We start from the raw sequence: 26,156 nt of genomic DNA on the forward strand, positions 1-26,156 counted from the left end.
CGGCGCCACGGAAGGACTACGCTAACGGACGCCCGGGGGAGCGCTCAGAGTCCCCTTGTCCCCGTGTACGCCGCCCACCGAGACCGACCCCCGTTCCCTGCGCGGCCACGCAGCGCATCGACAGGAGAGACCCTCGTGCCGAAGTCACGTATCCGCAAGAAGGCCGATTACACGCCGCCGCCCTCCAAGCAGACGGCCAGTATCAAGCTGACCAACCGCAGCTGGGTCGCGCCGGTCATGCTGGCCATGTTCATCATCGGCCTGGCCTGGATCGTCGTCTTCTACGTCACCGACGGTTCCCTGCCCATCGACTCGCTGGGCAACTGGAACATCGTGGTGGGCTTCGGTTTCATCGCCGCGGGGTTCGGCGTCTCGACGCAGTGGAAGTAGCGCGGCGGTAGTCCCCGAAGGCTCTGCCCAGGGGTATTCACCGAGTTATCCACAGGCGCTGTCCACACGCTGGGGAAAAGAAAGACGATCTGTGGATAACCCGCCGGACATTGACGCCGGTGTGACGGAAGTATCGGCTGACCCCAGGCTCCGAAAACGTGTTCGCCCCCTGCCTGACCTGCGCAAACACTGGTCAGTGACAGGGGGCACACCTGTTCCCGGCACGCTGTGCACAAGATCCGGCACCTTCTGTGGACAACGGGGTGCTCAGGTGAGCTGAGCCGTCCTCAACAGGGTCAGTCCGACGACGGCCACGAGGACCAGCGCACAGGCGCCGTACTGCACGAGCGTCCGCCGCTCACGCGGGGCGTGGAGCATGGCGAAGCCGATGACACCGCCGGCGACGAGGCCGCCGAGATGGGCCTGCCAGGAGATGCCGTCGCGGGAGAAGGTGAAGATCAGGCTGATCACCAACAGGATGACGACCGGCCGCATGTCGGCATTGCGTCGGCGCACGAGCGCGGCAGTGGCGCCGAAGAGGCCGAAGATGGCGCCGGAGGCGCCGAGCGAGGGCTGGTTCGGCTCGGCGATCAGGTAGGCGAGGGCACTGCCCGCCAGTCCGGAGCAGAAGTAGAGGGCGAGGTAGCGGACACGCCCCAGGGCCCCTTCGAGCGGCCCACCGAGCCACCAGAGGCTGATCATGTTGAACAGGATGTGCATGTAGCCGGTGTGCAGGAATGTCGCGGTCAGCAGCCGGTACCACTGGCCCTCGGCGACGCCCTCCACCGGGCCGGGAAACGTGATGTAGGCCTGGCCGAGCAGCTCGAACCGCTGGGTGAAGCGATCGCCGACGGCGAGCTGGACCACGAAGAGGGCCAGGTTGACCCCGATCAGAACCTTGGTGACCAGATACGGGTCGGCGGCGACCGTGCCGCCCGCGAGCGTACGGGGCCGAGCGGCGGCCGGGGCCGGTCCCTTGGCCCCCGGGGTGCGGCCTGCGGCGCAGTCGGGGCAGTGGAAGCCCACCGACGCGTTGACCATGCAGTCCGGGCAGATGGGCCGTTCGCAGCGGGTGCAGCGGATGCCGGTCTCGCGGTCGGGGTGGCGATAGCAGCCGGGCAGGCTCTGGGCTCCCGGCGGGCCGGCGTCCGGTGGTCCGGCGGCCGCGTGGTCCATGGCATCCCCTCGGTCGTCCTGCGGGCGGTGTGTGCAGATGCACCGCCCCGCCCCTTTGTACGGATGGGCGGGGCGTTTGGTTCCTGCCCGGTGTGCGGGGGGTCAGGCGTCGCGGGTCTCGACGACGACCGACTCGATGACGATGTCCTCGAGGGGGCGTTCGGTGCGGGGGTTGGTCCGGGTGGCGGCGATGGTGTCGACGACCTTCTGGCTGGCCGCGTCGGTCACTTCGCCGAAGATCGTGTGCTTGCGGTTGAGCCAGGTGGTCGGGGAGACGGTGATGAAGAACTGGGAGCCGTTGGTGTTCGGGCCGGCGTTGGCCATGGCCATCAGGTAGGGCTTGTGGAAGGTGAGGTCGGGGTGGAACTCGTCGGGGAACTGGTAGCCGGGGTCGCCGGTGCCGTTGCCCAGCGGGTCGCCGCCCTGGATCATGAAGCCGCTGAGGACCCGGTGGAAGACGGTGCCGTCGTAGAGCCGGGCCGTGGACTTCTGACCGGTGGCGGGGTGGGTCCACTCCCGCTCGCCGCGGGCCAGCTCGACAAAGTTCTTGACCGTCCGGGGCGCGTGGTTCGGCAGCAGCCGGACCTCGATGTCACCTTGGCTGGTCTTCAGGGTGGCGTAGAGCTGCTCGGCCACGGTGTGCCTTCCGTCGTCCTGTGGTGCGCACCGATCCTCGCACGGTCGGGGGCGCGCCCGGTGCTCTTACCGCTGGGTCACGAGCGTGGGGGGCCGATCCGTGGCATGGTCGTGGGCAGGCTCGTGTTGCCCGGTATTCATCGGTTATTGACGTTGATCAGCTCTTGTTCGCATCTTCATCACCGCTTGTCCCAGAGGTCCCGGCGGCATCGTCCGTGACCCGGATGCCCGCCCTCGCATGCCTGGCGGTGCGTCCCCAGGCATGATCCGTAAAAGGGTGGAAAGTCGAATTACCGTACGCCACCGAGGAGGAGGAACCCGTGACCCGCATCGACAGCGTGCGCGCCGCGACCGGTTCGGCGAAGGACAGCGTGCTGCACGCCGCGGAAGTGGTGGCGCCCTACGCCGACACGGCCAAGGACAGGGCCGCTCACTATGCACAGGAGGCGCGCGTACGGCTGGCGCCCAAGGTGTCGCAGGCCACGTGCCAGGCGCGTCTTCAGTACGGCACGCATGTCGCGCCGCGGCTGGAACAGGCGCGTACGCATGTGCCGCCGAAGATGGACGCGGCCGCTCAGGAGGCCGCGGTCCGTGCCCGGCTCGCCGCTCGGCAGGCGGCCGACTACTCACGTCCGAGGATCGAGCAGGCGGTGGCCGCGGCCGGCCCCGTGCGCGACGAGGCGACGGCGCGGGGTGCCGCCGCGCTGGCCGCGTTGCGTGGTCAGGTGACGGCGAAGGAGATCCAGAGGCTGACGCGCAGGCACCAGCGTCGGGCCAGGGTCGGCCGGGTCGCCAAGGTTCTCGCGGTGGTGGGTGTCGTCGCGGGCGGCGCCTTCGCCGCGTGGAAGTGGTGGGACAAGCAGGCCAACCCGGACTGGCTGGTGGAGCCGCCGGAGGCGACGGAGGTGCCCGAGTCGGGTCGGCTGACCTCGGTGGACGGTACCGGTGAGGCGATTCTCGATCCCGAGGTGCAGGCCAAGCAGGCCCAGGAGGAGGCGGCCGAGGGCGACGAGCCCCGCTGATCCTCGCTGTTCGCCGGCAGTTCTGGCGTTGGCTGCAGTCTTGCGGCCGAGGGGCGGGAGGCCCTGGTCCGGGTCTCCCGCCCCTCGGCGTTGTTTCACGTGAAACGGCGCTCAGCGGCCGTAGCGGCGCTCCCGCAGGGAGTAGGAGCGCAGGGCGCGCAGGAAGTCGATCTCACGGAAGTCCGGCCAGTAGGTCTCGCAGAAGTGGACCTCCGCGTAGGCGGACTGCCAGAGCAGGAATCCGGAGAGCCGCTGTTCGCCGGAGGTGCGGATGATGAGGTCGGACTCGGACCGTGTCTTGGAGTACAGGTGCTTGGAGATGTGCTCCATGGTGAAGGTCTCGATGAACTCGTCGATGTCGCCGCCCTGGGAGCTGTGCTCGGTCAGGGCGGAACGCACGGCGTCGACGATCTCGCGTCGGCCGCCGTAGCCCACGGCGACGTCGACCTTGGTGCCGCCCTTGCGGCCCTGTGTGGCGGCGGTGGCGGTCTTGAGGCGGCTCGCGGACTCGGCGGGCAGCAGGTCCAGGGCGCCGACGGCCTCGACGGGCCAGGGGTTGCCGGGCGCGGCCAGTTGCTCGACGACCTCGGCGATGATGTCGATGAGAGGGTTCAGCTGCTCTTCGGGCCGGTGGAGGTTGTCGTCGGAGAGCATGAACAGGGTGACGTGCTCGATCTTGGCGGAGTCGCACCAGCGCAGGAAGTCCAGCACCTTGGCTCCGCCGGCCCGGTAGCCCTCGCGGGGGTCGTCGATGCCCGACATCTTGGCCCATCGGCGGTTGCCGTCGAGCATGATGCCGATGTGCTGGGGGCGTGGGCGTCCCTCCAGCTCTCTGACCAGCCGCTTCATGTAGAGCGCGTCGAGAGCGGCCCGTACCTTCGCCCGCATGGTCTACCCCTTCCACCTCGTCGGTAGCGACCGGACGGCTCCAACGGCGATGAGCCACGTGGCACCGCCCCGCGGGGGTGTGGTGCTGATGCCCTGTGGGGTGACGATATCAAGAGCAGACAGCCCCGCCCGGGCGGCGAGAGGGGTCCGGGCGCGGGCCCGCGCCGGTGACGGTGCGGCCGTCGGTGTGTTCTTCCGGGCGGTCAACTGGCCTTTTCCCTCCGGTCGTTGGTGATCACCGGTCGGCGTGGGCGGTGGCGGGCGGGGTGTGCGGGCGACGTCGGGTGAGGAACGTCTCCGCCCGCCGGGCAGGGCCGACGGGAGCGGTGTGGCACCGCCAGGCGGTGCCCTGAACGGAACAGAGCGCCTCCGGTCTACGTTTCCGCAGGTCGGAGGCGCTCTTTTCGGTGGAGCCTAGGGGAGTCGAACCCCTGACATCTGCCATGCAAAGACAGCGCTCTACCAACTGAGCTAAGGCCCCTCGGGCGGTGTCGCCGGTCCTGGTGTCGCGGACCGCCGGTCACCGCGGACAAGAGTACCGGGTCGCCCCCCGTATCTCACAAATGATTGGGGCTCCCGGGGAACGACCACGCTCCGTAAGATGCTCGGCGTGGTTCGCTGGAGCGAACTGCGGTTTTTGGGGAAGCGATGGGGAGACGCAATGGACGCCGCACAGCAGGAAGCCACCGCCAGAGCGCGGGAACTGCAGCGGAACTGGTACGGGGAGCCGCTGGGGGCGCTCTTTCGCAGGCTTATCGACGACCTCGGTCTCAACCAGGCTCGTCTGGCGGGGGTGCTGGGGCTGTCCGCGCCGATGCTGTCGCAGCTGATGAGCGGCCAGCGGGCGAAGATCGGCAATCCGGCGGTGGTGCAGCGGGTGCAGTTGCTGCAGGAGCTGGCGGGTCAGGTCGCCGACGGCAGTGTGAGCGCGGCCGAGGCGACGGAGCGCATGGACGAGATCAAGAAGTCGCAGGGGGGCTCGGTGCTCAGCAACACCACGACGACCACGAGCAGTTCGGGTGCGCCCACGGTCAAGCGGGTGGTCCGTGAGATCCAGTCGCTGTTGCGTTCGGTGGCGGCCGCGGGGGACATCATCGATGCCGCGGACGCCCTCTCCTCCTCGCATCCCGAGCTGGCGGAGTTCCTGCGGGTGTACGGCGCGGGCCGCACCTCGGACGCGGTCGCGCACTACCAGTCCCACCAGAACTGATCCCGGAGCCCGCTCGCCGAGGGGTCGGCGGCCGGGTCCGCGGGAGTGGCGCGACAGGTCCCAGGGGAGGAGCGGCGCACAGCCATGGGTGAGGTATTCGCGGGCCGGTACGAGCTGGTCGACCCGGTCGGCCGGGGCGGGGTGGGTGCCGTCTGGCGTGCCTGGGACCACCGGCGCCGGCGTTATGTGGCCGCGAAGGTGCTCCAGCAGCGGGACGCGCACTCGCTGCTGCGGTTCGTCCGCGAGCAGGCGCTGCGGATCGATCACCCGCATGTGCTCGCGCCCGCGAGCTGGGCCGCCGACGACGACCAGGTCCTGTTCACCATGGACCTGGTCACGGGTGGTTCGCTGGTCCATCTGGTCGGGGACTACGGTCCCCTGCCGCCCGACTTCGTGTGCACGCTGCTCGACCAGCTCCTGTCGGGCCTGGCGGCGGTCCACGGGGAGGGCGTGGTGCACCGTGACATCAAGCCGGCCAACCTGCTCCTGGAAGCGACGGGGACGGGCCGTCCGCGCCTGAGGCTGTCCGACTTCGGCATCGCGATGCGGTTGGGTGAGCCCCGGCTGACGGAGACCAACCTGGTGGTGGGGACGCCGGGTTATCTCGCGCCGGAGCAGATGATGGGCGCGGAGCCGGACTTCCCGGCGGACCTGTTCGCGGTGGGTCTGGTCGCCCTGTACCTGTTGGAGGGGGCGAAGCCGGACGCCAAGGCGCTCATCCAGCACTTCGCCGAGCACGGTACGCCGCCGGCGCCGCGGGGGATCCCCGAGCCGCTGTGGCAGGTCGTGGCAACGCTGGTGCAGCCGGATCCGGCGGCGCGGTTCCGTACCGCGACGGGGGCGCGCAAGGCGCTGGCCGCGGCGGTGGAACTGCTGCCGGAGCCGGGGCCCGACGACGAGCTGATCGAGATCTTCGACCAAGTGGGCCCGCTGCCTGCGGGGTTCGGCCCGCAGGGCCCGCTCAGGAGGGCGTCCGACCTGGACGACGCGGCGTCGGCCGGCCGGCCGACGGCCCCGGCCCTGCACACGGCGCCCACACCACTCCCCGGCACGCCTCCGGTCCCGGACCGTGCTCCGGCATCGTTCCCGGCTCCGGCCGGTCCGCCTCCACCCGCCGGGCCCCGGCCCCCCGCTGTCCCCGGCACTCCCACGCCTGCGGCGGGCACGGTGGACGGTACGTCGCCGCCCGGGCTCGCACCGACCGGCACACCCCCGGCCCCGGCCCCGACCGGCACGCCACCCGCCGAGGGCCGGATTCCCGCCGTGCCCGGCGCAGCCCCGCCGGGTACGGGGTCCGTGCCCGGCGGCGCACCGCCCGGCCGGGACTGGACGCCCTCCACCCGCACCGCACCGCCTTCGCCCCTCGGCCGGGCCCGCCCCGCCGCGGACGAAGCCGGGCCGTCGGCGGCTCCCGGGGCGGAGCGATCGGGTGCCATGTCGGAGACCGGGAGCTTCCGCCTGCCGCCTCCGCGGCCGGCCGTCAACCGGGCGCAGTCGTCGACCGGTGGCTTGTCACAACCTCCTGCGGGGGGACCGGCGTTCACGGAGTACGGGGCACCGCCCGTGCCGCCGCTTCCCGCCCAGGCCCTCGCGCCGTCCACGCCGCAGCGTGCCGACGTTCCCACCGTCCCGTACACCGCCGGGAACCCGCGGTCCGCGCCGCCCGCCCAGCACCGCGGGGCCCGGCGCCGGCGCCGTCCCGGTCCACCGGCGAAGGTGGCGCTGCCGCTGCTGATGCTCGCGCTGGCCTGCTATGCCGTGGGTTTCTGGGCGCTGACCCGTATCTGAGTCCGGCCCTCCGGCGTCCGGTTCAGGTCCTGCGCCGGGCAACCGCCGTCCACACCGCCAGGCCGAGGAGCAGCAGGCTGCCGGTTCCGATCCCGCCGACGGCGACCGCTCGCATGGTGACGTCGTCGTCCGCGGCCCCGCTTCCGTCTCCGCTTTCGGGCACGGAGACCCGGTCCTGCGGGGAGACCTCGAAGAGCCCTTTCGGCCGGGACTCCCCCGCGTACCCGGGCCCGCTCCGCGCCGTCCCCCCGAGTCGCAGGCGCAGCGTCAGTCCGAAGGGGCCCGGGCCGAAGTCGTCGGCCACCTGCGCGGCGAGGTGGACGACGATGTAGTAGTCGCCGGCGAACCGCAGCGCGCCGACGTGTCCTGCGGTGGCGTACCGGTTGGGGTAGGCCACGGGTGGCAGCGGGGCGAGGCCGACGGTGGTCCGGCGGCCGGTGTAGCCCTTGGCGGCGTCGTCGACCTCGCCGCGCACGGGGTTGTGCAGGGCCAGTCGCAGGGCGCCGGTGGCGTAGCCGGAGGCGTCCGGGGAGCCGGCGAGTTCGGCGGTGGCGTACACCTGGCGGCCCCAGTCGACGGGGACCTTGTAGTAGAGGGTCTGGCCGGGCCGGATGTCGGCGCGCCAGGCACCCTGTCCGACGAGGACGGCGTGGGCGAATCCGCTGCCGCCCGGCCGGCGTTCCGGCTCGCCGGCGAGGGGTTCGGGGGAGGCGGAGTCCCAGGTCTCGGGGGCCTTCGTGGCGCCGGTCTGTCGCGGGCGGGGTTCGGTGGCGGCGGTGATCTCCAGGTCCCAGTCGTCCGGCGGGGAGTCCTGGGGCCGGGTCCGCTCGACGCTCACGTAGTAGGTGCCGGGGTCCTGGCACCGGTTGGCGCCGGTGTCGATCTCGCGCATGCCCCAGGCGGTGACCGGACGGGGGCTGTGGGCGGCGCCGAACGTCGCGCTGTGCACGGAGCAGGAGCCGCCGTCGGCGTCCTGCACGGAGACCCGGATGCCGTCGACGGCGGTGACCTCTGTGTCGGAGCCGGGTACGGCGGTCACGGAGACGTAGGCGTCCGAGGCGGCGTCGAGTTCGAGGCGGTAGTAGAGGGTGGCGTTCCTCGGCAGGGAGCTGCGGTAGGCAGAGCCGGCCGTCAGCGTTTCGGCGCCCGTGACGGTGCTCGCGCCCGCGATCCGCACGGCGTCGTCGGCGAAGTCGTACCCGGCGCCCGCATCGGCCGAACCGGCGGCACGGGTGCCGGCCGAGCCCGCGCCACGGGCGGCCGCGCCGGACGCACGCGCACCGGCCCGGCCGGCCGCATGCGCACCCGTCGAGCCGGCCGCACCCGTATGCGTCGAGCCGGCCGCGAGGGCCGTGGCGCCGGGCAGGGTCGCGGTGGTGGCCAGTACGGCGGCCACCACGGCCGTCCGCGCGAACACCCTCGGCAGCGCGGGGCCCGTCGGGCGGGCCCGTCCCGTTCCGGCACGCCGCCGAGCCGTACACCACCGTCCCATGACCCGCCACCCCTCGCGTCCACCGGCTCAGTCGCTCCGTCGCCGCCCGCCCCGGGCGGATCTGCCCCCTCAGGGCAACACAAAACCCCGACCGTTTGACGGCCGGGGTCTGCTCAGGACCGGATGTCGGTCGTACTCACGAACCCGTGGGCACGGAGTCAGTCGCCTCCGTCCACAGATCCTGCTCGGCGCGATCCGCCTGGATCTGGCGGTACACGAGGAGCCCGCCGATGGCGGCCAGTGCGACCAGGAGAAGCTTCTTCACCGCGCGACCTCGTCTTTCCTTGACGTAGGGGACCTCTGGCGCCCGACTATACACACCGGCCGATACCGATCGGTGACCTGCGCCGGTGGTCAACTGCCCGTCGCCGGACCCCGATAGAAGTGGACGAAACTGTTCCGACCGGAGGGTGATCACACCCTCACCCGCCGTGGCTTTTGTCCGGCTCTATCCTTCTTGCGCACCTTTTCCAGCACCTTACGACTAAACGGGTGGTGTTCATCTGAACATCGACGCGCCACGGGCCTGGGTCCACCACTTCGCGGCCCTCATACACATCATGAGGAAAGTACGCAAATCGCCCAACCCGAAAGTGAGGGGCCATGGCCCGGAACAAGGTCCTGACGCTGTGGACCAGCATCGTCACCGCCTTCCTCGCGCTGTGCACGGCGCTCGGACTCATCACGACGACGGCCGCGGCGGCCGTACCGCAGACCGGATCGCACAGCAACACCGAGAGCGCCACCCCCGAGGCGGCACCCGCGGCCACCGTCCACCTGCCCCGGACCCGGACCGGTTCCCTGCCCCCCACGATGAAGCAGCGCATCCGTGCCGAGGCGCACGGCGCGGCACCCAGCTGCCGCCACCACCCGCTCGCCGGCGCATCCGCCGCGGCCACCACCTCGGCCATCGGCCTTCCGTGCGACGGCACCGCCGCCGAGCCCCCGGCCCAGCACACCATCCCGCTCCAACGCTGAGCGGACCGCACCACCCCCGACCCCGACGCAACGGCGATCTGCGTACCGCAGCACACGCGAGAAACGGCCCGGCGGCTCGACAGAGCGGCCGGGCCGCCGCCGTGTGTACGCGCAGAGCGGGCGGGACCCCGCACATACCGGCCGTCCTGGCCCGGTCCCCGCCTGACCGGACCCCACTCTTCAAGACCTCTTGAGGAGTTGTAGCCTGCGTCCGTGCCCAAGGCGTACGAAGTGATCGCCGACGATCTCCGCCGCTCAATCCGGTCGGGCGAGCGCGAGCCCGGCGACCGGCTGCCCTCGGAGGCGGACCTCGCCCTCCGCTACCGGCGCAGCGTGCCCACCGTGCAGAACGCGCTCCGGCTGCTGCGCGACGAGGGCCTGATCGACAGGCGGCACGGACTCGGCACCTTCGTGCGGCGCCCCCGGACCCCTGCGGTGCGCGACAACCTCCGGCACCAGTGGGAGAAGGACCGGGCCCGCCGGCCGCTCGCCACGCGGGCCGAGACGGGCGCCACGGAGCACGACACGGGCCTGCGCCCCGACGACCTCGTCTTCCACGCGGAGTACCGCGAGCGGGAGGCGTCCGGGGAGCTGGCCGACGTCTTCGGCGTCCCCGAGGGCACCGTGCTCCTCCGGCGCACCTTCCGCACCCGCTACTCGGCCGAGCCCGCCCCCTTCAGCCTGGTGACCTCCTACCTCGTCCGCGACGTGATCGCGGCCAACCCCGACCTCCTGGACGAGGCCAAGGAGCCCTGGCCGGGCGGCACCCAGCACCAGCTCCACACGGTGGGGATCGAACTGGACCGCGTGGAGGAGCGTTTCACCGCGCGCCCGCCGACGCCGGAGGAGGCCGAGGCACTGGACCTGCCGCCGGGCACGTCGGTGATCCTGCTCCGCAAGACCTCGTACGACACCGAGGGCCGGGTGGTGGAGGTCTCCTTCGTCACGCTGCCCGGCGACCGCACCGAACTGCGCTTCACGACCCGTCTGGAAAGGTGGTGAGTGCCGCCGTGAACCGGCGCATCGTCATCGTCACGGCCGTCCACGGCCCCTCCGCCCCCTTCCTGCCCGAGGCCCACGCCTCCCTGTGCGCCCAGGAGCTGCCCGACGGCTGGGAATGGCGCTGGGTGATCCGGGAGGACGGCCGTACGCAGGACGTCCGGCCGTACGTGCCCGACGATCCGCGGGTCGTCTTCCACCAGGGGCGCCCCGACCGTCAGGGCGGTCCCGGGGTGGCGCGCACGATGGCCCTGGCCCACGCGGACGGCGCCTACGTGAAGGTGCTGGACGCCGACGACCGGCTGGCCCCCGGCGTCCTGGCGCGCGACCTGGCCGCCCTGGAGGCCGACCCGTCGATCGGGTGGGCGACCTCGCGGGTCCTGGACCTCCTGCCGGACGGTTCGACGGCCGGTTTCCCCGGCGACCCGGCGCACGGGCCGATCGAGCGCGGGGAGGTCCTCGACTTCTGGAAGGCGAACGGCTTCCGCGCGCAGGTCCACCCGGCGACCCTCCTGGTGCGGCGCGAGCTGCTGCTCGCCCTCGGCGGCTGGATGGCCCTGCCCGCGTCCGAGGACACCGGCCTGCTGCTGGCGCTCAATTCCGTGAGCCGGGGGTGGTTCTCGCAAGAGGTGGGCCTGCTGTACCGCAAGTGGGAGGGCCAGGAGACCGGCCAGGCGTCCCACGTGGAACCCGCCGAACGCGATGCCCGGATGGCGGTGGTGGAGGCCAGGGCTCGGGCTCTGGCGTCCTTCGCGTGGCGGCTGCCGGAGGGCGGGCGGTAGAGCGGACTGCGCGGCGGCCGGGACGGGCGCCGTTCAGGGCAGCCGCTCCGCGTCGACCCTGGAGAAGATCAGGTCGCTCTCCTCGGTCACCGGCCCGCGCCAGCGGACCGGCGCACGGGGCGCGCCGCGCAGCGCCTCCGGATAGCTCCCGGGGGCGTAGTCGTTGACCAGCCGGTAGACGTGGAACCCGGCCGCACGCATCACCCCCAGCAGATCGTCGACCCGGTCACCGAGCCGCGCCATGCGCTCGGGCGCCACCTCGACCGCGATCTCCGCGTCGGGCCGCAGCGCGCCCAGCATCGGGACGAGACCGCGCACGACGCTCCCCTCCGCGCCCTCGACATCGATCTTGATCACCCGGGCGGCCGCGATCTCGGCCGGATCGAGAAGGTCCGGCAGCGGCCGGGCCTCCGCCTCGAAGCGGGACTCCGCCGGACCGTCGTACGGGACGATGCTGTTCGCGCCCGTGTTCCGCGAGCTGGCGAGCGTGAAGGTCAGCGTCCCGGGGCGGTCCGAGACGGCGGCGTTGAGCGCGCGGACGGTACCGAGGCCGTTGAGCCGGACGTTCCGCAGCAGGCGGCGGTGCAGGTCCGGGGACGCCTCGACGGCGACGACCCGGCCCCGGTCACCGACGAGCCGGGCCGCCAGCACGCTGAAGACCCCGATGTTGGCCCCGACGTCGACGAAGCCGTCCCCGGGCCTCAGCCGACGCCGCAGCCAGCCCGTCAGGTGCGGTTCCCAGACGCCGAACAGATACAGGTACCGCTGGATGAGGTCCTGCGTGTCCACGGCGAACCGGCCGCCGGCCCGCGGCGTTTCGACGACCGCCCGGCGTGGGTGCTCGCGCAGGTGCGGGTTGAGCCAGCGCTCGGCGAGGGCCGCCTTTCCGAGGGTGCCGGGGCCGTGCCGCACGTACCGGACCGCGAGGCCGACCAGGGCCTCGCCGAGGGCCTCGCCCGGTTCGCCCCGGCCGCTCAGTCCCGGGCCTCTTCCGTGTCCGTGCGGGTGATGGTGATCGCGGCGGACGGACATCCCTCGGCCGCCTCGCGCACCCGCGGGGCGTCGACGTCGTGCTCCCGGCCCGGTATGACGGCGCCCAGGCCGTCCACCGTGGTGAACACGGACGGGGCCCGGTGGACGCAGTCGCCGGAGCCGTAACACTGCTCGGGGTCGAGGGAGATCCTCATGCGCACTCCAGCGACGGTCGGTGTCGAAGTCTTCACGACCTGCCTTCCCACGGATCGGTGCGGTGAATCCGCCGTGCTCGCAGGCGTGTTGGCCGACCGGCTCCGGCGCTCATAAGATCATCATCCGGCATTCCCGCGGAGCGCGGACCGCGGAGCGCGGACCGCGGAGCGCGGAGCGCGGATGCGACGTACGGGTGCGGCGTGCGCGGCGGTGACTGGGGGGGGACGGTTTGGGGACCGGCGAGCAACTCGTGACGATCGCGGCCGTGCTGCTCGGCGCGCTGACCACACACGTCACGAACTACCTGATGGAGCGGAGCAGGAACCGCCACCAGCTGCTGACCCGGTGGGACGACAAGAAGGTCGACGCCTACGGGGAGTACGTAGACGCCGCCAAGATGCGGATCGCCGCCTGTGTGCCGCTGTACGAGATGCGTGAGGGACTGCGCGAGAGCCACCGGAGCGAGGAGGACCTCCGCGACGACCTGGCGGAGGCGAGCCGCCGGTGGGGAGCCGCCTTCGAGCGCGTCATGCTGCTCGGCGGGGACGACGCCATCGAGTCCGGGCACGAGCTGAACGTGCTCCTCGCCGAGATCGACTGGCAGGCGACCGGCCGGGTCGACGGCACCGTGGAGGAGTGGCGGGAGCGGCACCGGGCCGCGTTCCGCGCCATCAACGCCTTCCACGAGGACGCCAGGGCCGACCTCGGCATCCGGGGCCGCGTCACCGGCGAGAAGCATCCCGAGCGCGATCTGCTGGTCCCGCCCGCCCGCCGCCCTCACCGCGGGCCGGCCGCCGGGGACTGACGGCGGGGACTGACGCCGGGGACCGTCTCGTCCCCGGGTGCCTGGCACGCGCCGGCATGGTTTGGCCCCGGTCCCTCCCCTCGTGGGGACCGGTGCCAAACCATGCCGGCGCCGCTCTCGCGTGCGGTGGCGGGTCAGGACGGGTTCCGGGACGGACCGGCCGCCGAAAGCTGACCGAGAACGTGCGGGCCTCACGGGGTGGCTCTGTGAGCACCGAGCCGCTGACCTGTCCGGGTTCCGCGAAACCGCCTCGCCACTGCGACGCGATCCTGCCATCCGTGGTCGCCGCCGGGGAGGTTCCGGCCTTCTGGACCCGCTGTAGCCGCAGGTCAGCCGTATAGAGTGAGTTTTCCGGTCCGGACGTCCAGGTGCGGGGGGAGTAAGGAGTGGAGGCCTTGAGTTTCGACTCAGGGGCACGCACGGCCTTCGCAGAACGCCTCGCACTGCTGTACAAGGAGGCCGGCAATCCTCCCCTCAAACGCGTGTCCGAGGCCGTCGTCCGGCTCCAGCGCGTCGACGAGCGAGGGCGGCCCGTACGGGTCTCCGCCCAGCGGATCAGCGACTGGCGGCGCGCCAAGAACGTGCCCGCCCAGTTCCCCGCCCTCGCGGCCGTCCTGCACGTCCTCATACCGCAGGCGCGGCGCGCGCGGCCCGTGCCGGTCTCCGCGGGACTGTACGACCTGGCCCAGTGGCAGCGCCTGTGGGAGCGGGCGCTGGCCGACCCGAACGGGGAACGCCCCGCGCCGCCCGCGGCCGAGGAGCAGTCCGTCGGCGAGGCCGCGGCCACGCCCGGCGGGGTCTGCCCGTACCGGGGACTGGCCGCCTACCGCCGGCAGGACGCCGGCTGGTTCTTCGGGCGGGAGCGGAGCACGCGGGCCCTGGTCGCCCAGCTCGACGCGACGCGGGACACGGGCGGCCTGGTCATGCTCGTGGGCGCCTCGGGGGCAGGAAAGTCTTCCCTGCTGAACGCCGGCCTGGTGCCCGCCCTGCGTGCCTGTGCCCCGGATGCCGGGGACGGTAGGCCCCGGCGGGTGCTCCAGCTCGTACCGGGGGCCGACCCGCTCGGGGAGCTGACCCGCCTGGTACCGCAGCTCACGCCCGTCGTCGGCGCCATGAGAAAAGCGGTGACGCACAGGGCGCCGGCCACGGCGCCGGGGACCTCCGAGGCCCGGGACACAGGCACCCTGCGCGCCGACGACGCCGCCAGGGCGGCCTTCGCGGCATGGGCGAGGTCCCCGGAGAACGGCGCCGGGTCCGGCGTCTCGGAGGGGCTGGGCGGCTCGGAGATCCCGGACGACCCGGCTGGACCGGACGGGCCGGCCGGATCGGCCCGAGCGGACACCTCGGACAGCTCGAACCGGGCAACCGGCTCGGCCCGACCCGACACCCCAGGCGACCCGAATCGGCACGTCGACGGCTTGGACGGCTTGGACGGCCGAGGCAACCGGGACGGCCAGGACAGCCTGGACGGCCAGGACAGCCTGGACGGCCAGGACAGCCTGGACGGCCAGGCAGACCAGACAGACCAGGCAGACCAGGCAGACCCCGACAGCCGAGACGTCCAAGCGCCTCCCGGCAGCCGAACCGGCGGCACACCCCCCACGCCACCGCTCCCCGCCCCTCCGGTCGTCATCGTCGACCAGTTCGAGGAGCTCTTCACGCTCTGCGCCGACGAGACGGACCGGCGTGTGTTCATCCGGCTGCTCCAGGCGGCGTGCGTGCCCGGCCCCGGCGGGGACCCGGCGCCGGTGCTCGTGACGCTGGGCGTACGCGCCGACTTCTACGACCGGTGCCTGCGGTACCCGGAACTGGCCGACGCCCTCCAGCACCGGCACATGGTGCTCGGGCCGCTGACCACCGCGGAACTGCGCGAGGCGGTGACCGCTCCCGCCAAGGCCGTGGGCATGGAACTCGAACCGGGACTCGCCGAGCTGATCGTCCGCGAGGTGAGCACCGACGGCCCGAACGGAGCGCACGACGCGGGCGTGCTGCCGCTCCTCTCCCACGCCCTGCTCGCCACCTGGCAGCGCCGCAAGGCGGGCCGCCTCACCCTGGCCGGGTACCGCGCGGCCGGCGGCATCCAGGGCGCGGTGGCCGCGACCGCCGAGCGCGCCTGGTCCGGCCTGGACCCGGCGGCCCGCACGGCCGCGCGGCTGCTGCTGCTCCGGCTCGTCCGGCTGAGCGAGGACACCCAGGCCACCCGCAGACGCAGTACGCGACGCCGGCTGGCCGAGGAGTCGGGGGACCCCGGCAAGACCGAGGAGTCCCTCGAAGCGCTGGTACGGGCCCGGCTGGTGACGCTGGACGCGGACACCGTCGAGATCACCCACGAGGCGCTGCTGCACGCCTGGCCCCGGCTGCGCGACTGGATCGACGAGGACCGCGCCGGCAACCTGCTGCGCCAGCGTCTGGAGGAGGACGGCCTGGCCTGGGAGGAGTCGGACCGCGACTCCGCGCTGCTCTACCGGGGCTCCCGGCTGGCGCAGGCCAGCGGCTGGGCCAAGTCGGCCGGCGACACGTTGCTGACCCGCAGCGCGGTGGAGTTCCTGGCCGCCGCGGTCAGGCTGCGCAGGCGCACCGTCATGATCAGTCGCGCCGCGGTCTCGGTGGTGGTCGTCCTGGCCATGGTGGCCGTCGGCTCGGCGGTGCTCGCCTGGCAGCAGCGCAACGACGCGGTGTTCGAGCAGGTGGTCGCCGAGGCCGACCGGGTCCAGGACACGGACCCGTCGCTGTCGGCCCAGCTCGACCTGGCGGCACACCGCCTGCGGCCGGACGACGAGGACGTCAGGAACCGGCTGATATCGATCGTGAACGCTCCCCTGGCCACCCCGCTCCTCGGGCACACGGGCGCCGTCTACCTCACCTCCTTCAGCCCCGACGGACGCGTCCTGGCGACGGCCAGCTACGACCGCACCGTCCGGCTCTGGGACGTCTCGGACCCCGCCCGTCCCAAGCAGCTCGGCAAGCCCCTCACCGGGCACACCAGCTGGGTGAGCACCGCGGTCTTCAGCCCCGACGGCCGCACCCTCGCCAGCGCATCGGACGACGGCACGATCCGCCTGTGGGACGTGCGGGACCCGAGCCGGCCGCGTCCGCTCGGCGCCCCGCTGGACGGCCGCGGCGGCACCGTCTACCTGCTCGCCTTCAGCCCGGACGGCCACACCCTGGCCTCCGCCCACGACGATCACGCCGTACGCCTGTGGAACGTGGCCGACCCGCGCGCCCCCGAGGCGCTCGACACCCTGACCGGCCCCACCGCGGCGGTGCGCTCGGTGGCCTTCAGCCCCGACGGCGACACGCTCGCCGCAGGCGGCGACGACGACAGGGTCCACCTGTGGGACGTCACCGACCCGGCCGGAGCGAAGCCCGTCGGGGAACCGCTCACCGGCCACAGCGGCCTGATCCACTCCGTGGCCTTCAGCCCCGACGGCCGCACCCTCGCCAGCGGCAGCGCGGACGACACCGTCCGGCTCTGGGACGTCACCGCCCCCGCCCGGGCCAGGCCGGCGGGCGCGCCTCTCACCGGCCACACCGGCCCCATCTGGGCGGTGGCCTTCAGCCCCGACGGCGCCAAGCTCGCCGTGAGCAGCGCGGACAGTACGGCGAGCCTGTGGAACGTCAGCGACCCGGCCTACCCCTCACAGGTCGGCGTGCCCCTCGCCGGAGGCAGCGGCGAGATGTACGCCCTCGGCTTCAGCCCCGACGGCCGCACCCTCGCCACCGGCAGCGGCGACAGCAAGGTGCGCCTGTGGTCGCTGCCGACGTCGGACATGATCGGCCGCATCGGTGCCTTCCGTCCGGACGGGCACGTACTGGCCACGGCGGCCCGCGACGGCAGGGTCCGGCTGTGGAACGTCACCGACCCCGCCCGGCCCGTGTCGCTGAGCGCCCCGTTCAGGCCGGGGGAGGGCGACATACGGTCGCTGGTGTTCTCCCCGGACGGCGACACGCTCGCGGTGCTCGCCGGAGGCCGCGCGCTGCAGCTGTGGGACGTCACGGACCCGGCCCGGCCCAGGTCCCACGGGCCGCCCGTGGCGCTGAACACCCGCTACGCGGGCCCCGACACCCTGGCCTTCAGCCCCGACGGCCGCACCCTCGCCACGGCGCACGACGACCGCACCGTCCAGTTGTGGGACACCGGCGACCCGTCACATCCCCGCCGTCTGGGCAAACCCCTCACCGGCCACACGGGATACGTCAACACCCTCTCGTTCAGCCCGGACGGCCGCACCCTGGCCAGCGGCGGCGCCGACGACGCCGTACGCCTGTGGGACGTCACCGATCCCGCGCACGCCACCCGTCTCGGCGCGCCCCTCAGCGGGCACCTCGGGCCCGTCAACGTCCTCGCCTACAGTCCCGACGGCCACACCCTGGCCAGCGGCAGCGACGACGGCACGGTCCGGCTCTGGGACGTCACCGAGCCGGGCAAGGCGTCCGGGCCCGAGGCCACGCTGGCCGGCCACACCGACTCGGTGGTGTCGCTGACGTTCAGCCAGGACGGCGCCACCCTGGCGAGCGGCGCCAACGACAACACGGTCCGGCTCTGGAACGTCTCCGCCCCCGCGGAGGCCAACCCCATCGGCCAGGCGATGAGCCCCAACGCCAAGACCGGCAGCTTCCTTTCCTTCAGCCCCGTACGCCACATGCTCGGGGTCTCCAGCGGCACGGACACCGTCCGGCTGTGGAGCCTGGGCGTGGACGACGCCATCGACCGCATCTGCTCGGCCACCCGGGGTGTGCTGACGGAGGAGAAGTGGCACGAGTACCTGCCGCGCCTGGACTACGAGTCGCCGTGCGGCCACTGACTCCTCCACGACGTCTACGTGATCCCCGTCACATCACCGCACCGACCGACCAGTCGGCACCCACTGGACACCCGGCCTTGTTAGCCTTGGCCACAGCCCGACCGCTGGCGCATCCCCCGTCGCCAGCGGTCGGGTTTTTTTCTGCCCACGCAGCACACCGCTCCCGAACCCCTCAGGAACGCCGAAGACCCCCAACCGGATCCGGCTGGGGGTCTTCGTACTGGTGGGGCTAACAGGATTTGAACCTGTGGCCTCATCCTTATCAGGGATGCGCTCTAACCAACTGAGCTATAGCCCCGCCGCGCTCTGCGGTGTATGTCCCGCGCGCTGACTCCTGAAGATTAGCGCACGAGGCGGGCAGTCCCAAAATCGGTTGTCGCGCGGCTGACGAGCGCGGCCGGCTCGCGGATCACTCGTCCTCGGCGAGCGTCAGCTCCACACCGCCGACGAAGCCGGCGGACAGGTTGTAGATGAACGCGCCGAGGGTCGCCAGGGCCGTCGCGAGGACGACGTCGATGACCGCGATGACCGTCGTGAACATCAGCACGTTCGGCAGCGACAGGAAGGACTGCAGGTCGAAGCCGTTGGACTCGTTCGAGCCGGTGGCCTCGGAGATCGTGCCGCCGACCGTGGAGAAGACGCCCATGGCGTCCATGACCATCCACAGCACGGCGGACGCGACGATGGTGCAGATGCCGAGCGCGATGGAGAGCAGGAAGCTCACCTTCATCACCGACCACGGGTCGGCCTTCGACACGCGCAGGCGTGCCTTGCGGACGCGGGGCGTGGTGCGGGCGCCGGTGCGCGGGCGGCGCACGGCGGACGCGTTGCCGCCCTGGGTCTGGTAGGCCTGCGGCGGGTGGTAGGGCCCGCCGGGCTGCTGTGGCTGCCGTTCTCCCGGCAGCGGCGAGGCCGCCTGCTGAGTCCGCTGGCCTCGGGTGTCCGTCACAGTTCCCCCCTGGGATCCATGCGTTGAGGACGGACTCCCCGAGTGCGAGTCGGTCGCTCCGTCGTCGATCTTGCGCAGTTGAGTCGTGTGCGAATCCGTCGCACGCGCGGCGGAGCCACGGCCGCCGCCGCCCGTTTCCGTACCCGTGGGGGTACCGGTCGATCCGGCGCCCGTGGCTCCGCTCACGATGACTCTCTCCTCGTGCTACTCGGCCGAGGGCGCCTCACCCTCGTCCGTGCCGGTGGTCGCGGCACCCTCGGCGGTCTCGTCGACGGCCACATCGCCGTCGACCTCCTCCGCCTCGCGTCCCGCCTCGGCGTTGCGTGCGATGCCGACGACGGCATCGCGCTTGCCCAGATTGATCAGTTGAACGCCCATGGTGTCACGGCCGGTCTCCCTGACCCCGTTGACTCGCGTACGAATCACACCGCCCGAGAGTGTGATGGCGAGGATCTCGTCGTTCTCCTCGACCACCAGCGCGCCCACGAGCTCCCCGCGGTCCTCGACGATCTTGGCGGCCTTGATGCCGAGACCGCCGCGACCCTGGACGCGGTACTCGTCGACGGAGGTCCGCTTCGCGTAACCGCCGTCGGTGGCAGTGAACACGAACGTACCGGCTCGAACAACATTCATCGAGAGCAGCTCGTCCCCTTCGCGGAAACTCATGCCCTTGACGCCCGAGGTGGCACGCCCCATCGGACGCAGCGTGTCGTCCGACGCGGTGAACCTGATCGACTGCGCCTTCTTGCTGATCAGCAGCAGATCGTCCTCGGCCGAGACCAGTTCGGCGCCGATCAGTTCGTCGTCGCTGCCGTCCGGCTGCTCCCGCAGGTTGATGGCGATGACACCACCCGAGCGCGGCGAGTCGTAGTCCTTCAGCGGCGTCTTCTTCACCAGGCCCGCCTTGGTGGCCAGGACCAGGTACGGCATCGCCTCGTAGTCGCGGATCGCGCGGATCTGGGCGATCGTCTCGTCCGGCTGGAAGGCCAGCAGGTTCGCCACGTGCTGGCCGCGGGCGTCCCGGCCGGCGTCCGGCAGCTCGTAGGCCTTGGCCCGGTAGACGCGGCCCTTGTTGGTGAAGAACAGCAGCCAGTGGTGGGTGGTGGACACGAAGAAGTGGTTGACGATGTCGTCTTCCTTGAGCTTCGCGCCGCGCACGCCCTTGCCGCCGCGCTTCTGCGCCCGGTAGTCGTCGGTCTTGGTGCGCTTGATGTAACCGCCACGCGTGACCGTGACGACGATGTCCTCCTCGGCGATCAGGTCCTCGATGGACATGTCGCCCTCGTAGGGGATCAGCTTCGTCTTGCGGTCGTCGCCGTACTTCTCGACGAGCGCGGTCAGTTCCTCGCTCACGATCCCGCGCTGGCGGACCGGGGAGGCGAGGATCTCGTTGTACTCGTTGATCTTCGCCTGCAGTTCGTCGTGCTCCCGGACGATCTTCTGCCGCTCCAGGGCCGCGAGGCGCCGCAGCTGCATCTCCAGGATCGCGTTGGCCTGGATCTCGTCGATCTCCAGGAGGTCCATCAGGCCCCCGCGCGCGATCTCGACGGTCTCACTGCGCCGGATCAGCGCGATGACCTCGTCGATGGCGTCCAGGGCCTTGAGCAGGCCGCGCAGGATGTGCGCCCGCTCCTCCGCCTTGCGCAGCCTGAAGCGCGTACGGCGGACGATGACCTCGATCTGGTGGTTCACCCAGTGGCGGATGAACGCGTCCAGGGACAGGGTGCGCGGCACTCCGTCGACCAGGGCCAGCATGTTGGCGCCGAAGTTGGTCTGCAGGTCGGTGTGCTTGTACAGGTTGTTCAGGACGACCTTGGCGACCGCGTCCCGCTTCAGCACGATGACCAGGCGCTGGCCGGTGCGGGAGGACGTCTCGTCGCGGACGTCGGCGATGCCGCCGATCTTGCCGTCCTTCACCAGGTCGGCGATCTTCTGCGCGAGGTTGTCCGGGTTGACCTGGTAGGGCAGCTCCGTGACCACCAGGCACTGGCGGTTCTGGATCTCCTCGACCTCGACGACCGCCCGCATGGTGATCGAGCCGCGGCCGGTCCGGTAGGCCTCCTCGATGCCCTTGCGGCCCACCACCAGGGCGCCGGTCGGGAAGTCGGGGCCCTTGATGCGCTCGATGAGCGCGTCCAGCAGCTCCTCGTGCGAGGCCTCGTAGTTCTCCAGGTACCACTGGGCGCCGGCCGCGACCTCGCGCAGGTTGTGCGGCGGGATGTTGGTCGCCATGCCGACCGCGATGCCCGCCGAGCCGTTGATCAGCAGGTTCGGGAAGCGCGCGGGCAGGACGGTCGGCTCCTGGGAGCGGCCGTCGTAGTTGTCCGTGAAGTCGACGGTCTCCTCGTCGATGTCGCGGACCATCTCCATCGACAGCGGCGCCATCTTGCACTCGGTGTACCGCATGGCCGCCGCCGGGTCGTTGCCCGGCGAGCCGAAGTTGCCGTTGGAGTCGACCAGCGGCATCCGCATCGACCAGGGCTGGGCGAGGCGGACCAGGGCGTCGTAGATGGAGGAGTCGCCGTGCGGGTGGTAGTTGCCCATCACGTCGCCGACGACGCGGGCGCACTTGTAGAAGCCGCGCTCGGGGCGGTAGCCGCCGTCGTACATGGCGTACAGCACCCGGCGGTGCACGGGCTTGAGGCCGTCGCGGACGTCGGGCAGCGCGCGCGAGACGATGACGGACATCGCGTAGTCGAGGTACGAGCGCTGCATCTCCGTCTCGAGCCCGACGGGCTCGACACGCATCGCCAGGGCGTCACCCTCGGGCGTGGTCACAGGAGTGTTCTCGTCGGTCATTGCTGGTGAAGGTCCTTCCTGGTGCGGTCAGCTGAGACCGACTCAGATGTCGAGGAAGCGGACGTCCTTGGCGTTGCGCTGGATGAACGCGCGCCGGGCCTCGACGTCCTCGCCCATCAGCACCGAGAACAGGTCGTCGGCCTGCGCGGCGTCGTCGAGCGTGACCTGGCCGAGCACACGGTGCTCCTGGTCCATGGTCGTGATGCGCAGCTCCTCGGCGTTCATCTCGCCGAGGCCCTTGAAGCGCTGCACCGAGTCCTCGCGGATGCGCTTGCCGGCCTGGCGGCCCATCTCGATCAGCGCGTCGCGCTCGCGGTCGGAGTACGCGTACTCGAAGTCGTCCCGACCCCACTTGATCTTGTACAGCGGCGGGCGGGACAGGTACACGTGCCCGGACTCGACCAGCGGCCGCATGAAGCGGAACAGGAAGGTCAGCAGCAGGGTGTTGATGTGCTGGCCGTCCACGTCGGCGTCCGCCATCAGGATGATCTTGTGATAGCGGAGCTTCTCGATGTCGAAGTCCTCGTGCACACCGGTGCCGAACGCGGAGATCATCGCCTGGATCTCCTGGTTCTGCAGGATCCGGTCGATGCGGGCCTTCTCGACGTTGAGGATCTTGCCACGGATCGGAAGGATCGCCTGGTACTGCGGGTTCCGGCCGGACTTGGCGGAACCGCCGGCGGAGTCGCCCTCGACGATGAAGATCTCGCACTTGGTCGGGTCGTTCGACTGGCAGTCGGACAGCTTGCCCGGCAGCGACGCCGACTCCAGCAGACCCTTGCGACGCGTCAGGTCGCGCGCCTTGCGGGCCGCCACGCGCGCGTGGGCCGCCTGGATGCCCTTGCGGATGATGTCCGCGGCCTCGTTGGGGTTGCGGTCGAGCCAGTCCGTCAGGTGCTCGTAGACGATCTTCTGGACGAAGGTCTTCACCTCGGTGTTGCCCAGCTTCGTCTTGGTCTGGCCCTCGAACTGGGGCTCGCTCAGCTTCACCGAGATGATCGCCGTCAGACCCTCGCGGATGTCGTCACCCGTGAGGTTGTCGTCCTTCTCGCGCAGCAGCTTCTTGTCGCGCGCGTACTTGTTGATCAGCGAGGTGAGCGCCGCGCGGAAGCCCTCCTCGTGCGTACCGCCCTCGTGCGTGTGGATGATGTTGGCGAACGAGTACACGCCCTCGGTGTAGCCGCCGTTCCACTGCATCGCGACCTCGAGGGACAGGTTCTTGTCCTTGTCCTCCGCCTCGAGGTCGATCACGGTGGGGTGCACCAGCTCTCCCTTGCGGGAGTTGAGGTACGTCACGAAGTCGACGATGCCGCCCTCGTAGTGGTACGAGACGCTCTTGACCTCGTGCTTCTCGTCCTCGCCCGCCTCGTCCGCGCCGGCGGTCGCCTTCGCCGACTCACGCTCGTCGGTGAGGTTGATCCTCAGGCCCTTGTTGAGGAAGGCCATCTCCTGGAAGCGCCGGGAGAGCGTCTCGAAGGAGTAGTCGGTGGTCTCGAAGATGTCGCCGTCGGCCCAGAAGGTGACCGACGTGCCGGTCTCCTCGGTCTCCTCGTGCCGGGCGAGCGACGCCGTGGGGACGCCCAGCTTGTACTCCTGCGTCCACCGGTAGCCGTCGGTCTTGACCTCCACCGCGACCCGCGTGGAAAGGGCGTTGACGACGGAGACACCCACGCCGTGCAGACCACCGGAGACCGCGTAGCCGCCGCCGCCGAACTTGCCGCCCGCGTGCAGCACGGTCAGCACGACCTCGACGGCGGGCTTCCCCTCGGAGGGGACGATGCCCACCGGGATACCACGGCCGTTGTCGACGACCCGGACACCGCCGTCGGCGAGGATCGTCACGTCGATCGTGTCCGCGTGACCGGCCAGCGCCTCGTCGACGGAGTTGTCCACGACCTCCTGCACCAGGTGGTGCAGACCGCGTTCACCGGTCGAGCCGATGTACATACCGGGTCGCTTGCGGACCGCGTCCAGACCCTCGAGGACGGTGATGGCACTGGCGTCGTACGACGCGGGCACCTCGCCGTGCGAGGTGCCCGCCGCGTCGTTCACGCCGGTGTCGGTGGACGGGTTGTTCTCGTTGGGGTTGCCGGAATCGGCCACGAAGCGCCCTTTCTGGCACACCACGAGCCGGGCTCGTCGGCAGGTTGCCGGAGCGGCTGCGGCATGTTGCGTTGGTAAGCCTTGATCAGCGTTGCTCAGCTAGTCCCGGACGGTCCCCACGTTCGGGGCGGGATTCTCTCCCATTCTACCGGTACCACTGACACTGATGGGGGTTTGCCGGTACCTGAGTCCGCATGTGCCGCCCTGAACGAGCCTTGTCCGACTCCCGATATGCGGATGGGGGCCTCAAGAGGCTCACAACGGCACTCAGCGCTTCGGGGCGTCAACCCTTTGCTACTTGGGAGTCAGATCGTGACGCACGCCACCGCACGGGGGTACGACTCAGCGCGCACCGACCGTCCACACCGGCCCTCGACGCCAATTTCTGTGAAGTGCGTCACGCATCCCTGACGGGGCGCCAGGTCGCCCGCCGCTCACCCGTAGGTGTCGCCCGGGCCCTGGCTGCCCGGCGCCCGCAACGGCCCGTACCGCCGGCCGGGACCACCCGGACCACCAGGCCCGAGGACCCTGATCATCCGTACCGACCCGTGCCCCAGGTCCTCATTGAGACGGGCCACCAGCGTCGGCGCGAGCAGCCGCAGGTTCGTCGCCCAGGCCGTCGAGTCGCAACGCACCACCAGCACCCGCTCGTCCTCGTCATACCGCTCCGGCACGCAGTGCTTCGCCACGTCCTCACCGACGATCTGCGGCCAGCGGCCCATGACCCCGCCCACCGCGGCCGGCGTCTCCCAGCCGCGCTCGGTGATCAGCCGGTTGATCGCCGAACCGAGCGCCATGGGGTCGCGGCCGTCGGCGCGGGCACCGGAGCGCAGGCCACCGCGGCGCGCCTGCTTCTTCTGCTGCGCCGCGTCCCCACGCGCGCGTGCCGCTTCCCGCGCCGCCCTGAGCGCAACGCGCGCGAGGTCGACGCCGGAGGGCTCCGCGCCCTTCCTGCCGGTTTTGTCCGCAGCACGGTTCGGGGCGTCCCCGGGAACCGGCTCGTCCCCGCTCATGCGCGCTCCACCGTGCCCTCCGCCACCGCGTACCGCGCCCCCGCCAGCACATGCGGTACGTCGTCGTCGACCGCGGCCGTCACCAGTACCTGCTCACCGGGCGCCACCAGCTCCGCCAGCCGCTCCCGGCGCCGCGCGTCCAGCTCGGCGAACACGTCGTCCAGGACCAGCACCGGCTCGTTGCCCTCGGCCCGCAGCAGGTCGAAGGAGGCAAGACGCAGTGCGAGCGCGTACGACCACGACTCGCCGTGCGAGGCGTAGCCCTTGGCGGGCAGCGAGCCGAGCTTGAGCAGCAGGTCGTCCCGGTGCGGACCGACCAGGGTGACGCCCCGCTCGATCTCCTGCTTGCGCGCCTCGGCGAGCGCCGCCGTCAGCTGCTCGTACAGGTCTTCGCGCGTGTGGGCCTCACCGGGCGCCGACGGCTTGTACTCCAGGGCGAGTGGGCCGCCGCCGGGGGCCAGCTCCTCGTACGCCTTGTCGGCCAGCGGCTGCACGGCCGCGATCAGATCCAGGCGCTGGGCGAGCAGCTCGGCGCCCGCGCGCGCGAGGTGCTGGTCCCAGACGTCGAGCGTGGACAGGTCCAGCGTGCGACCACCGTGCCGGCGGGCGAGCGCGGCCGACTTCAGCAGGGTGTTGCGCTGCTTGAGGACCCGGTCGTAGTCGGAGCGCACCCCCGCCATCCGCGGCGAACGGGCGGTGATCAACTCGTCCAGGAAACGCCGCCGCTCCCCGGGATCGCCCTTCACCAGCGCGAGATCCTCCGGCGCGAACAGCACGGTGCGCACGATGCCGAGCACGTCGCGCGGTCTGACCTGGGAGGACCGGTTGATGCGGGCGCGGTTGGCCTTCCCCGGGTTCAGCTCCAGCTCGATCAGCTGCTGCCGCTCGCCCTGGCGGACCTGGGCGCGGATCACGGCCCGCTCGGCGCCCATGCGCACCAGGGGGGCGTCGGACGAGACCCGGTGGCTGCCGAGGGTGGCGAGATAGCCGACGGCCTCGACGAGGTTGGTCTTGCCCTGCCCGTTGGGCCCCACGAAAGCGGTGACGCCCGGGTCCAGGGGCACCTCGACCCGGGCGTACGAACGGAAGTCGGCCAGCGACAGATGCGTGACGTGCATGGTCGTGCGCCGACC

General features: G+C 71.5%; 21 protein-coding genes and 2 tRNA genes. 9 read left to right on the forward strand and 14 right to left on the reverse strand.

Features of this window, described 5'->3' with window-relative positions:
- The first annotated feature begins 135 nt into the window (after positions 1-135).
- Positions 136-390: a cell division protein CrgA gene (gene crgA / locus NI25_RS19180; protein ID WP_061443618.1), complete on the forward strand. Its 255-nt coding sequence runs from the start codon at positions 136-138 to the stop codon at positions 388-390.
- A 267-nt stretch (positions 391-657) separates the two neighbouring features.
- On the opposite strand, the gene NI25_RS19185 is transcribed toward crgA, so the two are convergent.
- Together NI25_RS19185 and NI25_RS19190 are read right to left on the reverse strand one after the other, a co-directional pair.
- Entirely contained in the window at positions 658-1,566 is a 909-nt protein-coding gene (locus NI25_RS19185; protein ID WP_061443619.1) for a rhomboid family intramembrane serine protease, read from the reverse strand.
- Positions 1,567-1,668: 102 nt separating this feature from the next.
- Positions 1,669-2,202, reverse strand: coding sequence for a peptidylprolyl isomerase (locus tag NI25_RS19190; protein WP_061443620.1), 534 nt, complete (start codon positions 2,200-2,202; stop codon positions 1,669-1,671).
- A gap of 320 nt (positions 2,203-2,522) precedes the next feature.
- Between NI25_RS19190 and NI25_RS19195 the strand changes: the two genes are divergently transcribed.
- On the forward strand, positions 2,523-3,224 hold the full coding sequence (locus NI25_RS19195) for a DUF5324 family protein (protein ID WP_061443621.1): 702 nt from the start codon (positions 2,523-2,525) through the stop codon (positions 3,222-3,224).
- Positions 3,225-3,335: 111 nt separating this feature from the next.
- Here the strand turns inward: NI25_RS19195 and NI25_RS19200 are convergent, their stop codons facing one another.
- Positions 3,336-4,112 (reverse strand): isoprenyl transferase, encoded by a 777-nt coding sequence (locus tag NI25_RS19200; RefSeq protein WP_061443622.1) that lies wholly within the window; start codon positions 4,110-4,112, stop codon positions 3,336-3,338.
- Positions 4,113-4,520: 408 nt separating this feature from the next.
- Positions 4,521-4,593 (reverse strand) — tRNA-Ala (locus NI25_RS19205).
- 180 nt (positions 4,594-4,773) lie between these two features.
- On the opposite strand from NI25_RS19205, the gene NI25_RS19210 reads away from it, so the two are divergent.
- Both NI25_RS19210 and NI25_RS19215 read left to right on the forward strand, forming a co-directional pair.
- Positions 4,774-5,322 (forward strand): helix-turn-helix domain-containing protein, encoded by a 549-nt coding sequence (locus NI25_RS19210; RefSeq protein WP_061443623.1) that lies wholly within the window; start codon positions 4,774-4,776, stop codon positions 5,320-5,322.
- An 84-nt stretch (positions 5,323-5,406) separates the two neighbouring features.
- The gene (locus tag NI25_RS19215) at positions 5,407-7,110 is read left to right on the forward strand and encodes a serine/threonine-protein kinase (RefSeq protein ID WP_061443624.1); all 1,704 of its coding nucleotides are present in this window, start codon (positions 5,407-5,409) and stop codon (positions 7,108-7,110) included.
- Positions 7,111-7,132: 22 nt separating this feature from the next.
- Here the strand turns inward: NI25_RS19215 and NI25_RS19220 are convergent, their stop codons facing one another.
- Both NI25_RS19220 and NI25_RS40255 read right to left on the reverse strand, forming a co-directional pair.
- Complete coding sequence (locus NI25_RS19220; RefSeq protein WP_233520751.1) at positions 7,133-8,527, reverse strand: hypothetical protein; 1,395 nt, start codon at positions 8,525-8,527, stop codon at positions 7,133-7,135.
- Between the two features lie 211 nt (positions 8,528-8,738).
- On the reverse strand, positions 8,739-8,867 hold the full coding sequence (locus tag NI25_RS40255; RefSeq protein WP_003999697.1) for a DLW-39 family protein: 129 nt from the start codon (positions 8,865-8,867) through the stop codon (positions 8,739-8,741).
- 338 nt (positions 8,868-9,205) lie between these two features.
- Between NI25_RS40255 and NI25_RS19225 the strand changes: the two genes are divergently transcribed.
- From NI25_RS19225 to NI25_RS19235, 3 genes are all read left to right on the forward strand, one after another.
- A complete protein-coding gene (locus NI25_RS19225; RefSeq protein ID WP_061443626.1) occupies positions 9,206-9,580 on the forward strand; it encodes a DUF6344 domain-containing protein in 375 nt (124 codons plus the stop codon).
- Between the two features lie 213 nt (positions 9,581-9,793).
- Positions 9,794-10,582, forward strand: a complete 789-nt coding sequence (locus NI25_RS19230; RefSeq protein ID WP_061443627.1) for a GntR family transcriptional regulator — start codon at positions 9,794-9,796, stop codon at positions 10,580-10,582.
- 8 nt (positions 10,583-10,590) lie between these two features.
- Positions 10,591-11,361, forward strand: a complete 771-nt coding sequence (locus NI25_RS19235) for a glycosyltransferase family 2 protein (RefSeq protein WP_061446990.1) — start codon at positions 10,591-10,593, stop codon at positions 11,359-11,361.
- Between the two features lie 33 nt (positions 11,362-11,394).
- On the opposite strand, the gene NI25_RS19240 is transcribed toward NI25_RS19235, so the two are convergent.
- Both NI25_RS19240 and NI25_RS19245 read right to left on the reverse strand, forming a co-directional pair.
- Positions 11,395-12,273, reverse strand: a complete 879-nt coding sequence (locus NI25_RS19240; RefSeq protein ID WP_061446991.1) for an FkbM family methyltransferase — start codon at positions 12,271-12,273, stop codon at positions 11,395-11,397.
- Positions 12,274-12,335: 62 nt separating this feature from the next.
- Positions 12,336-12,548: a ferredoxin gene (locus tag NI25_RS19245; RefSeq protein ID WP_061443628.1), complete on the reverse strand. Its 213-nt coding sequence runs from the start codon at positions 12,546-12,548 to the stop codon at positions 12,336-12,338.
- Between the two features lie 251 nt (positions 12,549-12,799).
- On the opposite strand from NI25_RS19245, the gene NI25_RS19250 reads away from it, so the two are divergent.
- Entirely contained in the window at positions 12,800-13,354 is a 555-nt protein-coding gene (locus tag NI25_RS19250) for a hypothetical protein (protein ID WP_061443629.1), read from the forward strand.
- Between the two features lie 386 nt (positions 13,355-13,740).
- Positions 13,741-18,159 (forward strand): hypothetical protein, encoded by a 4,419-nt coding sequence (locus NI25_RS19255; RefSeq protein ID WP_078884664.1) that lies wholly within the window; start codon positions 13,741-13,743, stop codon positions 18,157-18,159.
- Positions 18,160-18,380: 221 nt separating this feature from the next.
- Here the strand turns inward: NI25_RS19255 and NI25_RS19260 are convergent.
- The 6 genes from NI25_RS19260 to recF all read right to left on the reverse strand — a co-directional run bounded on the left by NI25_RS19260 (position 18,381) and on the right by recF (position 26,141).
- Positions 18,381-18,457 (reverse strand) — tRNA-Ile (locus tag NI25_RS19260).
- Between the two features lie 111 nt (positions 18,458-18,568).
- Positions 18,569-19,294 (reverse strand): DUF3566 domain-containing protein, encoded by a 726-nt coding sequence (locus NI25_RS19265; RefSeq protein WP_078884665.1) that lies wholly within the window; start codon positions 19,292-19,294, stop codon positions 18,569-18,571.
- Between the two features lie 18 nt (positions 19,295-19,312).
- A complete protein-coding gene (gyrA, locus tag NI25_RS19270; RefSeq protein WP_061443632.1) occupies positions 19,313-21,907 on the reverse strand; it encodes a DNA gyrase subunit A in 2,595 nt (864 codons plus the stop codon).
- Between the two features lie 42 nt (positions 21,908-21,949).
- Entirely contained in the window at positions 21,950-24,010 is a 2,061-nt protein-coding gene (gyrB, locus tag NI25_RS19275) for a DNA topoisomerase (ATP-hydrolyzing) subunit B (RefSeq protein ID WP_199560974.1), read from the reverse strand.
- 434 nt (positions 24,011-24,444) lie between these two features.
- A complete protein-coding gene (locus tag NI25_RS19280) occupies positions 24,445-25,023 on the reverse strand; it encodes a DUF721 domain-containing protein (protein WP_061443634.1) in 579 nt (192 codons plus the stop codon).
- Positions 25,020-26,141 (reverse strand): DNA replication/repair protein RecF, encoded by a 1,122-nt coding sequence (recF, locus tag NI25_RS19285; protein ID WP_061443635.1) that lies wholly within the window; start codon positions 26,139-26,141, stop codon positions 25,020-25,022. The genes NI25_RS19280 and recF overlap by 4 nt, the downstream gene beginning before the upstream one ends.
- Positions 26,142-26,156: the final 15 nt, after the last annotated feature.

It is taken from the genome of Streptomyces sp. CCM_MD2014 (assembly GCF_000772045.1).
In the GTDB taxonomy this organism is placed as follows: domain Bacteria; phylum Actinomycetota; class Actinomycetes; order Streptomycetales; family Streptomycetaceae; genus Streptomyces; species Streptomyces salinarius.

What these genes read in the sequence shown, in the direction of transcription:
- recF (WP_061443635.1), bottom strand. Translation starts at nt 26,141, where the DNA reads ATGCACGTCACGCATCTGTCGCTGGCCGACTTCCGTTCGTACGCCCGG.
- NI25_RS19280 (WP_061443634.1), bottom strand. Translation starts at nt 25,023, where the DNA reads ATGAGCGGGGACGAGCCGGTTCCCGGGGACGCCCCGAACCGTGCTGCG.
- NI25_RS19210 (WP_061443623.1), top strand. Translation starts at nt 4,774, where the DNA reads ATGGACGCCGCACAGCAGGAAGCCACCGCCAGAGCGCGGGAACTGCAG.
- NI25_RS19245 (WP_061443628.1), bottom strand. Translation starts at nt 12,548, where the DNA reads ATGAGGATCTCCCTCGACCCCGAGCAGTGTTACGGCTCCGGCGACTGC.
- gyrA (WP_061443632.1), bottom strand. Translation starts at nt 21,907, where the DNA reads ATGACCGACGAGAACACTCCTGTGACCACGCCCGAGGGTGACGCCCTG.
- NI25_RS19200 (WP_061443622.1), bottom strand. Translation starts at nt 4,112, where the DNA reads ATGCGGGCGAAGGTACGGGCCGCTCTCGACGCGCTCTACATGAAGCGG.
- NI25_RS19225 (WP_061443626.1), top strand. Translation starts at nt 9,206, where the DNA reads ATGGCCCGGAACAAGGTCCTGACGCTGTGGACCAGCATCGTCACCGCC.
- NI25_RS19185 (WP_061443619.1), bottom strand. Translation starts at nt 1,566, where the DNA reads ATGGACCACGCGGCCGCCGGACCACCGGACGCCGGCCCGCCGGGAGCC.
- NI25_RS19215 (WP_061443624.1), top strand. Translation starts at nt 5,407, where the DNA reads ATGGGTGAGGTATTCGCGGGCCGGTACGAGCTGGTCGACCCGGTCGGC.